Source organism: Variovorax rhizosphaerae (genome assembly GCF_037889975.1).
GTDB classification, from domain to species: Bacteria; Pseudomonadota; Gammaproteobacteria; order Burkholderiales; family Burkholderiaceae_C; genus Variovorax; species Variovorax rhizosphaerae.
Genome location: NZ_JBBKZT010000003.1, coordinates 341,837 through 356,215 on the forward strand (window position 1 = coordinate 341,837; position 14,379 = coordinate 356,215).

The following is a 14,379-nucleotide window of genomic DNA, read 5'->3' on the forward strand; positions in this document are numbered from 1 at the left end:
CCCATGTCCACCATCCTCCAATCCATTCCCGTCGGCCAGAAGGTCGGCATCGCGTTCTCCGGCGGCCTCGACACCAGCGCGGCGCTGCTCTGGATGAAGCAAAAGGGCGCCGTGCCCTACGCCTACACCGCCAACCTGGGCCAGCCCGACGAGCCGGATTACGACGAGATCCCGCGCAAGGCGATGGAATACGGCGCAAAGCAAGCCCGCCTGATCGACTGCCGCAGCCAGCTCGTGGCCGAAGGCATCGCCGCCCTGCAGGCCGGCGCCTTCCACATCTCGACGGCCGGCATCACCTACTTCAACACCACGCCGATCGGCCGCGCCGTGACCGGCACGATGCTGGTGGCGGCGATGAAGGAAGACGACGTCAACATCTGGGGCGACGGCAGCACCTACAAGGGCAACGACATCGAGCGCTTCTACCGCTACGGCCTGCTGACCAACCCATCGCTGCGCATCTACAAGCCCTGGCTGGACCAGCTGTTCATCGACGAACTGGGCGGCCGCGCCGAGATGTCGGCGTTCATGACGCAGCACGGCTTCGGCTACAAGATGTCGGCCGAGAAGGCCTACTCCACCGACTCCAACATGCTCGGCGCCACGCACGAGGCGAAGGACCTGGAGCACCTCAACAGCGGCATCAAGATCGTCAACCCGATCATGGGCGTGGCCTTCTGGAAAGACGACGTGGTCGTGAAGGCGGAGGAAGTGACCGTGCGCTTCGAGGAAGGCATGCCGGTCGCGTTGAACGGCAAGACCTTCGCCAATTCAGTCGACCTGATGATGGAAGCCAACCGCATCGGCGGCCGTCACGGCCTGGGCATGAGCGACCAGATCGAGAACCGCATCATCGAGGCCAAGAGCCGCGGCATCTACGAGGCCCCCGGCCTGGCACTGCTGCACATCGCCTACGAGCGCCTGGTCACCGGCATCCACAATGAGGACACCATCGAGCAGTACCGCATGAACGGCCTGAAGCTCGGCCGCCTGCTGTACCAGGGCCGCTGGTTCGACCCGCAGGCGATCATGCTGCGCGAGACGGCACAGCGCTGGGTGGCGAGCGCCGTCACCGGCGAGGTGACGCTGGAGCTGCGCCGCGGCAACGACTACTCGCTGCTGAACACCGATTCGCCGAACCTCACCTACAAGCCCGAGCGGCTGAGCATGGAAAAGGTCGAAGGCGCGTTCTCGCCGCAGGACCGGATCGGCCAACTGACGATGCGCAATCTCGACATCGTGGACACGCGCGACAAGCTGATGACGTACACGCGCACCGGCTTGCTTGCGCCCGGATCCGCGCTGGTGTTGCCCAAGCCTAAAGCTGACTGAAGAAGGCGTGAAGATTTCGCAGCGAGGGCACCGAGGTCGGGTCTGCGGCGCGGAACCGCACTCTCGTGCGGTGACACGAAGTTGCGGCAGAGGCTGACAACTGCGCGAAGCGCTTGTCATGCCGGGGCCAACACCGCAGGCCCGAGATCGGTGGTCGCAGTAGAGATTCACACCTTCTGCTTCAGCGACGCCTAAGACAGCCGCTGAAGCCCCCGCTAGGATGACCGCCATCGCACGTACCCGCGTGCACACAACGATGGCGGTCCATGTCTTCCACAGCCACTACAACTGCTCCTTCCCCCACCCCTTCCACCTCGATGCTCGGCGCCTTGCGCCGCATCGGCCGGCTCGCGGCGCCGTACTTCAAGTCCGAGGAAAAATGGAAGGCACGCGCGCTGTTCCTCGCGGTGATCGCGCTGAACCTCGGAACGGTCTACGTCACGGTGCTGATCAACGACTGGAGCCGCGTCTTCTATGACGCGCTGCAGGCCAAGGACCAGGCGGTGTTCTGGCAGCAACTGTTGCGCTTCACCTACCTGGCGATGGGCGGCGTCCTGGTGTCGGTTCTCAAGTACTACCTCACGCAACTGTTGCAAATGCGCTGGCGTGCCTGGATGACGCGCAGCTACATGAAGCGCTGGCTCGCGAACCGCACTTTCTACCGGCTGGAACTCGCGCGCTACACGGCGGCAGCCGGCGCTGGCAACGGCCTGGCCACCGCCGACAACCCCGACCAGCGCCTGCAGGAAGACATGCAGCTCTTCACCGACTACACGGTGACGCTGTCGATGGGCATCCTGAACTCGGTCGTGACGCTGGTGACTTTCATCGGCATCCTGTGGAGCCTGTCAGGCCCGATCTCGTTCGCGCTCGCCGGCCATGACTTCACCATCTCGGGCTACATGGTCTGGGTGGCGGTGATCTATTGCGTGGTCGGCACGACCCTCACGCACTTCGTCGGGCGTCCGCTGATCCGTCTCAACTTCAACCAGCAGCGCTACGAGGCCGACTTCCGGCACCACCTGATCCGGGTGCGCGAGAACAGCGAGGCGATCGCACTCGACCGCGGCGAGAAGGTCGAGCACGGCCAGCTCGACATGCGCTTTGGCAGCGTGCTGCGCAACTACCTGTCGCTGATCAAGCAGCAGAAGAACCTGGTGGCCTTCACCGCTTCGTTCGCGCAGTTGTCGGTGGTGTTCCCCTTCTTCCTGGCCGCGCCGCGCTTCTTCAGCGGTGCGATCCAGTTCGGCGAGCTGATGCAGGTCTCGCGCACTTTCAACACGGTGCAGGATGCGCTCTCCTGGTTCGTCGACAACTACGACCGCGTCGCCGTCTGGCGCGCCACCGCCGACCGGCTGACCACTTTCGACGACGCCATGCGCGCGCACTCGACCACCAACGAAGCGCTGGCCCGCGAACAAGGCGCGACTTCGCTGCACACCGACGATCTCAGCGTCGCACTGCCCAACGGCACGCAACTATTGGCCAATGCCGCGCTCAGCGTGCAGCCGGGCGACAGCGTGCTGCTGCAAGGTCCGTCGGGCAGCGGCAAGTCGACCTTGTTCCGCGCCTTCGCCGGCATCTGGCCGTTTGCGCGCGGGCATGTGAATGTGCCGGACAACGCGATGTTCATTCCGCAGCGGCCCTATGTGCCGGACGGCACCTTGCGTGATGCGCTGGCCTATCCGAATCCCGCCGCCGACTACAGCGACGAGGCCTTGCGCAAGGCGCTCGACGATGCCCTGCTGCCGCAATTGGCGAGCCGGCTGGACGACAGCGATGCCTGGAGCCAGAAGCTTTCCGGCGGCGAGCAGCAGCGTCTGGCAATCGCGCGCGTGCTGCTGAAGAAACCGGCGTGGCTGTTCGCCGACGAGGCCACGAGCGCGCTCGATGCCGAGGCCGAACGCACGCTGTACCAGCGGCTGGCCGCGACGGTGCAGCAAGCCGGCGGCGCGATGGTCTCGATCGCCCACCGAGCGGCCGTCGGCGACCACCATCGCCAACGTTGGGTGCTCGCGCCGCAGGGCGAAGGCGACGCGTCGCGTTATCGTCTGGTCACACAGGGAGCACGAGCGTGACCATCGCGAACACTCCCGAGCCGCCCTACTACGCGGTCATCTTCACTTCGTTGCGCACCGACGGCGACAACGGCTACGGCGCCATGGCCGAGCGCATGGACGCGTTGGCGAGACAGCAGTCGGGCTACCTCGGCATCGAGTCGGCACGCGAGGGGCTCGGCATCACGGTGAGCTACTGGCGCGACCTCGAATCGATCCGTGCGTGGAAGGCGAATGCCGAGCACCTGCACGCGCAGCAAACCGGCCGCAGCACCTGGTACAGCGATTACAAGACGCGCATCTGCAAGGTCGAGCGCGACTATGGGCTGGACGACGCGTTCGCCGCGCGTTCCGAATAGCGCGCCCAACCTCGCAGGCGCAGATCGCAAGCCGGGCAGGTGCCGCAACCGTAGCCCCAGGCGTTGCGATGCACGCGGTCGCCGAGGTAGCAGGTGTGCGTGTCCTCGATGATCAGGTCGACCAGTGCCGGGCCGCCGAGCGCATGCGCCAGCGCCCAGGTGTTGGCCTTGTCGATCCACATCAGCGGCGTCTCGATCAGCAGCCTGCGTTCCAGCCCCAGCGACAGCGCGATCTGCATCGCCTTCATGGTGTCGTCGCGGCAGTCGGGGTAGCCGGAGAAGTCGGTCTCGCAGACGCCGATGACGATCACCTGCAGGCCGCGTCGATAGGCCAGCGCGCCGGCCAGCGTGAGGAACAGCAGGTTGCGACCTGGCACGAAGGTGTTGGGCAGGCCGTCCGCCTGCATCGCGAAGGCGACTTCGTCGGTGAGCGAGGAACCGCCGAGTTGCTGCAGGGCCGCCAGCGTGAGCACATGGTCCTCGCCCATGCGCGGCGCCCATTGCGGGAAGCGCTCGCCCAGGTTGGCGAGCACCACGCGGCGCGCGTCCATCTCGATGTGATGGCGCTGGCCGTAGTCGAAGCCCAGCGTCTCGACGCGCTCGTACTTCGACAGCGCCTGCGCGAGGCAAGTGGTGGAATCCTGGCCGCCGGAGAACAGGACGAGTGCGGTGGTGTGCATGGTTGAAGCTCCCGATGAAACGCTGCGGTCGCGTGCAGTTTCGCAGCATCGTGCCGCGCCGGTGTTCGCCGTGCGGCGATTCGGGGACACTGGCGCCAGACACATCCCGGCCAAGACATGCCAGACTTCCTTTCACCCGCCTTCCTGCAGGACCACATCCGCCACACGCTGGCCTTCTACGACGGTCGCGACATCGATCCGAGCGGCGGCTTCTTCCACTACTTCCGCGACGACGGCCATGTGTTCGACACGCGCTCGCGGCATCTGGTCAGCAGCACGCGCTTCGTGTTCAACCATGCGATGGCATTGCGGCAGTTCGGCGCTGCTGAGCGTCCGGACGACCTGGACGCCGTGCGCCATGGCCTGCGCTTCCTGCAGCAGGCCCATGCCCAGCCACAAGGCGGCTATGCCTGGATCGTCGACTGGGACGGTCAACGCGCCAGCTTGAAGGACGGCACCCAGCATTGCTACGGCCTGGCCTTCGTGCTGCTGGCCCACGCGCATGCATTGATGGCGGGTGCGAGCGAAGCACGCGCCGGGCTGGATGCAACCTTTGCCCTGATGGAGCAACGCTTCTGGGAGCCGGCCCACGGCCTCTACGCCGACGACGCAACCCCCAACTGGCAACTCAGCAACTACCGCGGCCAGAACGCCAACATGCACGGCTGCGAAGCGATGCTCGCGGCACACGAAGCGACCGGCAACGAAGCCTTCCTGGCACGCGCCGTGTCGCTGGCCGAGCACATCGCCCAACGCCAGGCCACGCTGGCTGGCGGCCTGGTCTGGGAGCACTACCGCAGCGACTGGTCCGTCGACTGGGACTACAACCGCCACGACAACACCAACATCTTCCGCCCCTGGGGCTACCAGATCGGCCACCTCACCGAATGGACCAAGTTGCTGCTGCAACTGGAAGCCCGCCTGTCGGAGGACCGCCGCCCCGCATGGCTGCTGCCCACCGCCCGCCATTTCTTCGACACCGCCATGCAGCGCGGCTGGGACGATGTGCACGGGGGCCTCGTCTACGGCAGCGCCCCCGATGGCCAGGTGTGCGATGGCGAGAAGTACTTCTGGGTGCAGGCCGAAAGCCTCGCCGCCGCGGCATTGATGGCCGTGCGCACCGGCGAGCCGGCCCACTGGGACTGGTACGACCGCATCTGGACATACAGCTGGGTCCACATGATCGACCACGAGCACGGCGCCTGGTACTTCAAGCGCGGCAACGACAACCGCGCGCTGTCAGACCACAAGAGCCCTGCCGGCAAGACCGACTATCACACGATGGGCGCCTGCTACGACGTGCTGCGCGGACTCGGCTTGCGTTGATGCACGCGCGACCTACGCCGGCACGCTCAGGTATCGCTCCCGCTCGACGACCGTGGCAAGCAATTGAGAGATCGCAGTATCGAAGGTCAGCAACTTGACACCGTTCCTTGCGGCGAGCGTCAGCAACCAGGCATCCGTGATCTGGCGATGCCCACGCACCCCGCCCGTGCAATGGCCAAGCACCTCTTCGAACCCGAAATCCAGCGGCAGGAACTGGTGACGAGGATGGGCGGTGTTTCGCGCGAGGAGTTCCGCCACTTCACCGACTTCCACGAGTCGACCAGCAAACGCCGGCTGGCAGATGACACGCAGGAAGGCCCCCTGGGTCAGCGCACAAGTCGACCACCCTTGCCGGGCGTGGGACTTGAACCAGCGGATCATCCGCTCGTGATGTTCGTGCGCCGGCCAACCCAAGGCGATCAGCGCATTCGCGTCCAGCAAGTAACTCAAGGCGACTCGTCCAGCAAGTTCTTGACTTGGCGCTCGGTCACCTTGGGAGTGTCAGCCGGAAGATCAAAGACCCAGGCGCCCGCCACCTTGCGCATGGGGAGGCGTTCGCCGCTACCGCGTCGGATCAATTCGGAGATGGCTTGGCCCAACTTGAGCGCTCGCGCCTGCGCATAGCTTTGCGCAAGGCCGAACGCATCATCTTCAAGCGTGATCGTGGTTCGCATGGTTGATGCACTTTTATGAAAGTGATGCAGTCTATCGATTTTGATCGCATCCACAAAGTGATTGAAAGGGACGCAAGAAACGGCTACGGACGAAACCCCTGCGGCATCTCCGGCTCCGGCACCGGTCCCACATAGCGCCCACGCGGACGAATCACCTGTGTCTCGCCCAGCTGTTCCAGCCCATGCGCCAGCAGCCCGACGCTGCGCGCCGTGGCGAACAGGCCGAAGGCCGCATCGGCCGGCAACCGATGGTGCGCCACCAGCGCGGCCAGGGCCACGTCGATGTTGGGCTGCATGCCGGTCTGCTCCGTCACCTTCCGCACAAATCGCGCGATCGCGTCCGGCGGCTCGAACAGGGCCAGCAAGGCCGCTGCGCGCGGATCGCCATCGGGATAGAGGTGGTGGCCGAAGCCGGCCAGGGGCAGGCCGGTCGACAGGTAGTGGGCCAGCACCTGGTCTTCACCGAGTCGCTCCACCTCGCTGAACAGCGCTTGCACGCGGCCCGAAGCATCGCCGTGCAAGGGGCCCGACAGCGTGGTCAATCCGGCCAGCAGGCAGGCCGGCAAGGAGGCGCCGGTGGAAGCCGCGATGCGCGCGACAAAGGCCGAACTCGTCAGCTCGTGATCGACCAGCAGGACCATGGCCGTTCGCAGCAATTCCGCCACCTCGGTCGTTTGCTTCCATCCTTGGGCGAAGCGCAGGTGCAGCGGTTCGCTGCCCTGCCGGGCGCCGAACGCGTGGGCCACCCGGCCGACCAGGTCTTGGCACTCGGCGTGCAGCACCCGGGTCAGGCGTCCGCGCGTGGAATGGCCAGTGGCCGCCAAGCTGGCCAGCGCAGTGAACGCGGCTTCTCGCCCGGGCGTGCGTGTGCGCAACGGTGTCGCGCAGGAGAACTCGACGGTTTGCTCGGCGGCCCATAGAAGTCGAGCAACCTCCTCGAGGCTCGCCGACCGGGCCAGGCCCACCGCATCCTGCCCCCGGTAGTACGGCCGGCCGCGAACGAAGGCGCACAAGGCGGTCGGCACGCTGGGCTCCGCGCCGAACAGCGTGTTGGCGGCCAGCGTCTCGTGCTTGCGGCCGGCCTGCTTGCGCTTGGCCAGGCCGGCGACATCCTCCGCGCGGTAAAGGCTGCGGCGCGAATCGGCCGGATCGGGCGCGACTTCCAGCTTGCCGCGGCTCACGTACGCGTACACCGTTTGCGGGCGCACGCCGAGGAGGCGGCACGCCTCGTCCATCGAGATCCAGGAAGCCATGTCTTGCGGTCGAGAAGCCAATTTATATTGATTTTATACATCAATATTGACGATTTCATCAATGTATTCGTACCATGCGCTCACCCCGACACCCCACGAGACAGACATGAAACCCAGCGTCCTCCAACTCAATCCGATCCTGATCCCCGCGATCAACGACAAGCTCGCATCGCTCTATACCGTCCACAAGCACTTCGAGGTCGCCGACCCGGAAGCCTGGCTGCGCGAACACGGCGCCTCCATCGAAGCCGTGATCACCGGCGGGCACACCGGCATCTCGCGGGCGATGCTGGAGCAGTTGCCCGGCATCAAGGTCGTGGCCGTCAATGGCGTCGGCACCGACGCAGTGGACCTGGCTTATTGCCGTGGACGCGGGGTGCCCGTCACCGCGACGCTGGGTGCGCTGACCGAGGACGTGGCCGACCTGGCCATCGGCCTGTTGATCGCCGCCTGCCGCAACCTGTGCGCCGGCGACCGCTTCGTGCGCGACGGCGAATGGGAGCTTCGCCCACAGCCCAGCGCCATCCCGCTCGCGCGGCGCTTCAGCGGCATGCGCGTCGGCATCGTCGGCATGGGACGCGTGGGTCGTGCAGTCGCGGTGCGCGCCGCCGCCTTCGGCTGCCCGATCAGCTACACCGACCTTCGCGCGATGGATGACGTGCCGCACCGCTTCGTGCCCGACCTGGTCGAACTGGCGCGCGAGTCCGATGCGCTGGTGCTGTGCGCGGCGGCGGACAAGGCCGAAGGCATCGTCAACGCGGCCGTGCTGGACGCGCTCGGCCCGCGCGGCTTCCTTGTCAACGTGGCCCGTGGCCGGCTCGTCAACGAGGCGGACCTGACGGAAGCGCTGGCCGCCGGCCGCATTGCCGGCGCTGGGCTGGACGTGTTCGTCGATGAACCCCGCGTTCCCACGGCGCTGCGCCAGTCCGACAGCGTTACGCTCCAGGCTCACCGCGCCAGCGCCACCTGGGAGACCCGGACCGCGATGGCCGAGATGGTGCTCGACAGCCTGGCGCAGGCCCTGGCCGGCGAACGTCCGTCGATGAGCCTGACGACATGAGCGCCGCCCGGCCGCCCGAAGGCGCTCGCACCGCAGCGCGCAGCGCGGAGGTTACCCAATGACCGCCACCCGGCCACCCCGAATGGCTCGCACGCTGCGCGCAGCTCGCCCAATGAGTGCCTCATGACGGTTCTCGTCTTCCCCGCACCGGAGCCGACCACCCTGGCCGTGGTGGGCAGCGCATCGCACTTCCCGGTGGGCCGCGTGTACTGCATCGGTCGCAACTACCGATGGGACGCAAACGAGCCCGCACCGCGCGACATGCCCGCATGGTTCATGAAGCCTTCTAACGCGGTAGTGCCGGCTCACGGCGCCCTGCCCTATCCGCCCGACACCAGCGACTTCTGCCACGAGATCGAGTTGGTCGTCGCCATCGGACGCGGCGGCCGGGACATCGATCCGACGCAGGTCGAGGTGCACCACATCTGGGGCTATGCCGCAGGACTGGACCTCACGCGGCGCGACCTGCAGCAGCAAGCCAAGCGCGTGGGCGGCCCCTGGGAGCCTGCCAAGGCCTTTGATCGCTCGGCGCCCTGCTCGCCGATCGTGCCCGTGGCCGACTGCGGACATCCCCGACAAGGCGCGGTCTGGCTCACGGTCAACGGCATCGAACGGCAGCGTGCCGATGTGGTTGACCTGCTGTGGCCGGTGTCCGAACTGGTGGCCATGCTGTCGCGGTCGGTGACGCTCGCGCCCGGCGACCTGGTCTTCACCGGCACGCCCGTGGGTGTCGGTTCCTTGCAACCCGGCGACGTCGTCAGCGGGGGCGTGTCGGGCATCGGCGAGTTCTCGATGACCGTGGGCAACGCCCTCATCCAACATCAACCATCACTGGAGACAACTTCTTGAACGCCACCCCCTCGACAAGAATCGCGCTGGTCACCGGCGCAGGCAGCGGCATCGGACGCGCCGTCGCGCTCGGCCTGCTGGACGATGGCTGGACCGTCGTGCTCGCAGGCCGCCGCGCCGAGCCCTTGCAGGCGCTGGCCGCCGAGGCCGGGCGCAACGGCCAGCAGGCACTGGCCGTGCCCACGGACGTGACCGACCCGGCCAGCGTGCAGGCACTGTTCGACACCATCGAGCGCAGCTTCGGCCGGCTCGACCTGCTGTTCAACAACGCCGGCGTGAACGCCCCGGCCGTGCCGATGGACGAACTGCCGCTGGACAAGTGGTTCAACGTCATCAACACCAACGTGACCGGCGTGTTCCTGTGCGCGCGGGCGGCCTTCGGGCTCATGCGCCGCCAGTCGCCGCAAGGCGGCCGGATCATCAACAACGGCTCGATCTCGGCGCACACACCGCGTCCTTTCACCGCCCCCTACACCGCGAGCAAGCACGCGGTCAGCGGCATCACCAAGGCGCTGGCCCTGGACGGCCGCGCCTTCAACATCGTGGCCAGCCAGATCGACATCGGCAATGCGCTCACCGAGTTGTCCGAACGCATGACCCGCGGCGTGCTGCAGGCCAACGGCAGCACCGCGCCCGAACCCATGATGGACGCGACCCACGTGGCCAACGCGGTGCGCCACATCGCCGCGCTGCCGCTCGCGGCCAACGTGCTGAACATGACCGTGATGGCCAGCGCCATGCCCTTCGTCGGGCGCGGCTGAGCACCACCACCCATCCACCCCAAGAGGAGACTTCCACCATGCAACTCAAATCACTGTTCAAGCTTGTGACCCTGTCCGCGGCCCTCGTCGTGGCGCCAACGATGGCATCTGCACAGGACTACCCTACGCGCCCCATCAAGATCATCGTGCCCGCCCCACCGGGCGGCGCCATCGACACCATTGCGCGTGTCGTCGGCGAAAAGCTCACGCATTCGCTGGGCCAACCCGTGGTCGTCGAGAACAAGCCCGGTGCCTCCAACAACCTCGGCACCGATGCCCTCGCCAAGTCACCGCCCGACGGCTACACCATCGGCATCGTCGGCGGCAGCCACAACACCAACAAGTTCCTGTTCAAGAACCTGGGCTGGGACCCGGAGAAGAGCTTCGAGCCGATCGTCTACACGCACGAGGTGCCGCTGGTCTTCGCGATCTATCCGCAGATCCCGGCCAAGACCCTGCCCGAGTTCATCGCGTGGATGAAGGCCCATCCGGACCAGGCCAAGGTCGCGACCTCGGGCCGCGGCAGCGCGCAGGAGATGGCCGCCGAGATGTTCCGCCTGGCGAGCGGTACGCAGATGCTGCTGGTGCCTTACAAGGGTTCTTCCGCCGCCCAGCCGGACCTGATCGCCGGACGCACCGCGCTCTACATCGACACGGTCAGCGCCATCCAGTCGCAGGTGAAGGGCGGCAATGTCCGCGCGCTCGCCGTGACCACCCGCAAGCGCTCGTCGTCACTGCCGGATGTGCCAACCGCGGAGGAGGCGGGCCTCAAGGGCTACGACGCCAACACCAACGGCGGCTTCCTCGCGCCGGCGGGCACGCCCAAGGCGATCGTCAACAAGCTCAATGCCGAGATCAACGCGGCCCTGAAGATGCCCGACGTGCGCAGCAAGCTGGAAGCCGCGGGCATCGAGATCCAGGGCGGCACGCCGCAGGAGTACGCGGCGCTGATCAAGTCCGACCTGGCCAAGTGGCAGAAGGTCGTGAAGTCGGCGGGGATCGAGGCGGAGTAAGTCGGGTCGGGCTGGCCGCAAGCGGCCCGATGCGGGCTTGACCGCATGCGAAGGGCGCGAAGAAATACGAAGGTCGCGAAAGAAGCCAGAGAGGATTTTTTCGGAAGTCCTTTTGCGTCCTTCGCGAAACCTTCGCGTCCTCTGCGTCCGGAAGTCCGATTCCGGATTTACAGGAACCGCTCCAGCAACTTCTTCGAAGCCCGGTCCAGCGCCTTCACATCGGCAATCCGGAACTGCACGCCCTGCGCGCTGCCGATGAGCAATGCGCCGCCTTCGAGCCGGCGGATGTCTTCCTCCGCCTTCAGCACGAAGCTGGTCTCGCCGCGGTCGGTGGAGATGTGCCAGGTGCTCGGCACGCCGAAGCTGGACACACGGTGCAGCTTCATCAGCGTCGGCGCGAAGTCGCGTGCGGCCAGGTCCTGCTGCAGCAACGTGCGCGCGTCGGCCGGCAGGTCATCGATGTTGTCGACCCAAACCTGCTCGCGGCCGTCGCTGCCGACCAGCGAGATGCCGTGGTCCGGTGCGGTCAGCGGAAAGGCGCGCACCGGCACGATGCCGACATGGCGCTCGCCATCCATGTCGATCAGCACCAGACGGCCGAAGGCATCGCGTTCGATCTGAATGTGCATGTTTGAGCTCATGCCTGCCCCGCCGGATGCGCAGCGTGCGTGTGCAGCACGGCGGAGACTTCGCTGCGCTGTTCCTGCGCCTCTTCTTCGTCATCCGCCTGCCGAAGCTGCGCCTGGTACAGCCGCCAATAGGCGCCCTGCTTTTCCATCAACGCGTCATGCGGCCCGACCTCGACGACCTCGCCGCGGTCCATCACCACCAGCCGATCGGCCTTGCGCAGCGTCGACAAACGGTGCGCGATCGCGATGGTGGTGCGGCCCTTCACCAGGTTGTCCAGCGCCTTCTGGATTTCCTTCTCCGTCTCGGTGTCCACCGCCGAGGTGGCCTCGTCGAGGATCAGGATGCGCGGGTCGATCAGCAACGCACGCGCAATGCTGATGCGCTGCCGCTCGCCGCCTGAGAGGCCCTGCCCGCGCTCACCCACCAAAGAGTCATAGCCGTGCGCCAGCCGCAGGATGAAGTCATGCGCATGGGCCGCGCGCGCCGCCGCGACGATCTCCTCGCGCGTCGCGTCCGGCTTGCCGTAGGCGATGTTCTGCGCGATGGTGCCGAAGAACAGGAAAGGCTCCTGCAGCACCAGCCCCACATGCCGCCGATAGTCCGCCACCGCAAAGCGTCGGATGTCCGTGCCATCGACCTTGATCGCCCCATCGGTCACGTCGTAGAAGCGGCAGATCAGGTTGACCAGCGTGCTCTTGCCGGAACCGCTGTGCCCTACCAGCCCGATCATCTCGCCGGGCTCGATCACCAGGTCCAGGTCGCGAATCACCGCACGCGAGCCGTAGCGGAAGCCCAGCCCCTTCATCTCGATCTGCCCCTTGATCCTGTCGACCTTCACTGGATTCGCCGGCTCCGGCACGTTGCTCACATGGTCGAGGATGTCGAAGATGCGCTTGGCCCCGGCGGCGGCCTTCTGCGTGACCGAGACGATGCGGCTCATCGAATCCAGCCGCGTGTAGAAGCGCCCGATGTACGCGATGAAGGCCGTCAGCACACCCACCGTGATGCTGCCGCGTGCCACCTGCCAGATGCCGAAGCCCCAGACCACCAGCAGCCCGATCTCGGTCAGCAGCGACACACTCGGCGTGAACAGCGACCAGGTCTTGTTGAGCTTGTCGTTGACCTGCAGGTTGTACTTGTTGGCCTCGCGAAAACGGTCGGCCTCGCGCTTTTCCTGCGCGAAGGCCTTGACCACGCGGATGCCGGGAATGGTGTCGGCCAGCACGTTGGTGACCTCGCTCCACACCCGGTCAATCTTCTCGAAGCCGGTGCGCAGGCGGTCGCGCACGACGTGGATCATCCAGGCGATGAAAGGCAGCGGCACCAGCGTGACCACGGCCAGCAGCGGGTTGATCGACACCAGGATGACGGCGGTCATCGCGATCATCAGCACATCGGTCAGGAAGTCCAGCGCATGCAACGAGAGGAAAACGTTGATGCGGTCGGTTTCCGAGCCGATGCGTGCCATCAGGTCGCCCGTGCGCTTGCCACCAAAGTAGTCCAACGGAAGCGTCAGCAGGTGCTCGTAGGTGGTGGTGCGCAAGTCGGCGCCGATGCGTTCCGACACCAACGCCAGCAGGTAGGTGCGCGCCCAGCCCAGCGCCCAGCCGGCGAGCGCCGACAACAGCAGTGCGCTCAGGAACATCACCACCTTGCCCACGGCGATCTGCTGCCCGTTCTGGAACGGAATCAGGATGTCGTCCATCAGCGGGATGGTCAGGTAGGGCGGCACCAGCGTGGCCGCGGTCGATGCCAGCGTCAGCAGGAAGCCGGTGATGAGCTGCTTGCGATAGGGCTTGGCAAAGCGCCCCAGCCGCAACAGGACCCAGGTCGATGGCGGCTTCTGCGCCTCGGTCTCGCCGGCGGCGATGTCGTCGCGCTCGGCGGCTTCGGCAGCCGCGGCACTCACTTGCGCGGCGCTGGCGGCGCGTTGCTCGAACAGCTTGAGCAGGCGCAGCGCGGCGACCTGGTGCGCCAGCGTGTAGCGCCAACGACCTAACAGCGCGCTGTCGTCGAGGAAGTCGAGCGTGCCGACACCGGCATGGTCAGTCAAAAGGAGTACCTGGCCGGCGTTGGCCAGAGCCCACTCGCGCCAGCTACCATCGGGGTCGCGTGCGAGCAGGCGTGAATCGGTCAGCGCAAGCAGGCCATTGCCGAAGCGAAGCTCGCCGTCGAGGTCAACCGTGAGCGTGGCCAGAACGTTTTCCGCGGCTGTGAGCCGACTTTTCAAGGCCGCTCCTGCTTCGCCCTCCGGGGTATCGACTGGATCGTGATGTTGCATTGTGGTTTCGTATCCCTGGCCCGCAGCAGGCCGCATCATGGCGCCAGATGGGCGCCAATTCTGACCCATCGCGGTGCCCGTGCCTGACGGCGGCCCCGCAACAG

General features: G+C 66.4%; 14 protein-coding genes. 8 read left to right on the forward strand and 6 right to left on the reverse strand.

The window, feature by feature from the left end; all coding sequences use genetic code 11:
* Window positions 1-3: 3 nt before the first annotated feature.
* From argG to WKW82_RS08215, 3 genes are all read left to right on the forward strand, one after another.
* The gene (argG, locus tag WKW82_RS08205) at window positions 4-1,332 is read left to right on the forward strand and encodes an argininosuccinate synthase (protein WP_340341772.1); all 1,329 of its coding nucleotides are present in this window, start codon (window positions 4-6) and stop codon (window positions 1,330-1,332) included.
* 266 nt (window positions 1,333-1,598) lie between these two features.
* Window positions 1,599-3,410 carry an ABC transporter ATP-binding protein/permease gene (locus tag WKW82_RS08210; protein ID WP_422823442.1) on the forward strand — a complete coding sequence of 604 codons (1,812 nt, stop codon included), beginning with the start codon at window positions 1,599-1,601 and terminating at the stop codon, window positions 3,408-3,410.
* The gene (locus tag WKW82_RS08215; protein ID WP_340341773.1) at window positions 3,407-3,748 is read left to right on the forward strand and encodes an antibiotic biosynthesis monooxygenase family protein; all 342 of its coding nucleotides are present in this window, start codon (window positions 3,407-3,409) and stop codon (window positions 3,746-3,748) included. The genes WKW82_RS08210 and WKW82_RS08215 overlap by 4 nt, the downstream gene beginning before the upstream one ends.
* On the opposite strand, the gene queC is transcribed toward WKW82_RS08215, so the two are convergent.
* Window positions 3,709-4,428, reverse strand: a complete 720-nt coding sequence (gene queC, locus WKW82_RS08220) for a 7-cyano-7-deazaguanine synthase QueC (RefSeq protein WP_340341774.1) — start codon at window positions 4,426-4,428, stop codon at window positions 3,709-3,711. The genes WKW82_RS08215 and queC overlap by 40 nt on opposite strands.
* A 117-nt stretch (window positions 4,429-4,545) precedes the next feature.
* On the opposite strand from queC, the gene WKW82_RS08225 reads away from it, so the two are divergent.
* Window positions 4,546-5,754, forward strand: a complete 1,209-nt coding sequence (locus WKW82_RS08225; protein ID WP_340341775.1) for an AGE family epimerase/isomerase — start codon at window positions 4,546-4,548, stop codon at window positions 5,752-5,754.
* A 12-nt stretch (window positions 5,755-5,766) separates the two neighbouring features.
* Here the strand turns inward: WKW82_RS08225 and WKW82_RS08230 are convergent, their stop codons facing one another.
* From WKW82_RS08230 to WKW82_RS08240, 3 genes are read right to left on the reverse strand one after another with little or no spacing between them, the layout of a single operon-like run.
* Complete coding sequence (locus WKW82_RS08230; RefSeq protein WP_340341776.1) at window positions 5,767-6,204, reverse strand: TA system VapC family ribonuclease toxin; 438 nt, start codon at window positions 6,202-6,204, stop codon at window positions 5,767-5,769.
* Window positions 6,201-6,482, reverse strand: coding sequence for a hypothetical protein (locus tag WKW82_RS08235; protein ID WP_340341777.1), 282 nt, complete (start codon window positions 6,480-6,482; stop codon window positions 6,201-6,203). The genes WKW82_RS08230 and WKW82_RS08235 overlap by 4 nt, the downstream gene beginning before the upstream one ends.
* A 29-nt stretch (window positions 6,483-6,511) precedes the next feature.
* Window positions 6,512-7,681, reverse strand: a complete 1,170-nt coding sequence (locus tag WKW82_RS08240; protein ID WP_340341778.1) for a citrate synthase family protein — start codon at window positions 7,679-7,681, stop codon at window positions 6,512-6,514.
* A 106-nt stretch (window positions 7,682-7,787) separates the two neighbouring features.
* On the opposite strand from WKW82_RS08240, the gene WKW82_RS08245 reads away from it, so the two are divergent.
* The 4 genes from WKW82_RS08245 (at window position 7,788) to WKW82_RS08260 (ending at window position 11,364) form a co-directional block, all read left to right on the forward strand.
* Window positions 7,788-8,741, forward strand: a complete 954-nt coding sequence (locus tag WKW82_RS08245; protein ID WP_340341779.1) for a 2-hydroxyacid dehydrogenase — start codon at window positions 7,788-7,790, stop codon at window positions 8,739-8,741.
* Between the two features lie 123 nt (window positions 8,742-8,864).
* Window positions 8,865-9,590, forward strand: a complete 726-nt coding sequence (locus WKW82_RS08250; RefSeq protein ID WP_340341780.1) for a fumarylacetoacetate hydrolase family protein — start codon at window positions 8,865-8,867, stop codon at window positions 9,588-9,590.
* Window positions 9,587-10,351: an SDR family oxidoreductase gene (locus WKW82_RS08255; RefSeq protein ID WP_340341781.1), complete on the forward strand. Its 765-nt coding sequence runs from the start codon at window positions 9,587-9,589 to the stop codon at window positions 10,349-10,351. The genes WKW82_RS08250 and WKW82_RS08255 overlap by 4 nt, the downstream gene beginning before the upstream one ends.
* A gap of 38 nt (window positions 10,352-10,389) precedes the next feature.
* Window positions 10,390-11,364 (forward strand): Bug family tripartite tricarboxylate transporter substrate binding protein, encoded by a 975-nt coding sequence (locus WKW82_RS08260; protein WP_340341782.1) that lies wholly within the window; start codon window positions 10,390-10,392, stop codon window positions 11,362-11,364.
* 167 nt (window positions 11,365-11,531) lie between these two features.
* Here the strand turns inward: WKW82_RS08260 and WKW82_RS08265 are convergent, their stop codons facing one another.
* Both WKW82_RS08265 and WKW82_RS08270 read right to left on the reverse strand, forming a co-directional pair.
* Window positions 11,532-11,993 carry a cyanophycin metabolism-associated DUF1854 family protein gene (locus tag WKW82_RS08265; RefSeq protein WP_340341783.1) on the reverse strand — a complete coding sequence of 154 codons (462 nt, stop codon included), beginning with the start codon at window positions 11,991-11,993 and terminating at the stop codon, window positions 11,532-11,534.
* 8 nt (window positions 11,994-12,001) lie between these two features.
* Entirely contained in the window at window positions 12,002-14,275 is a 2,274-nt protein-coding gene (locus tag WKW82_RS08270) for a cyanophycin metabolism-associated ABC transporter (protein WP_340341784.1), read from the reverse strand.
* Window positions 14,276-14,379: the final 104 nt, after the last annotated feature.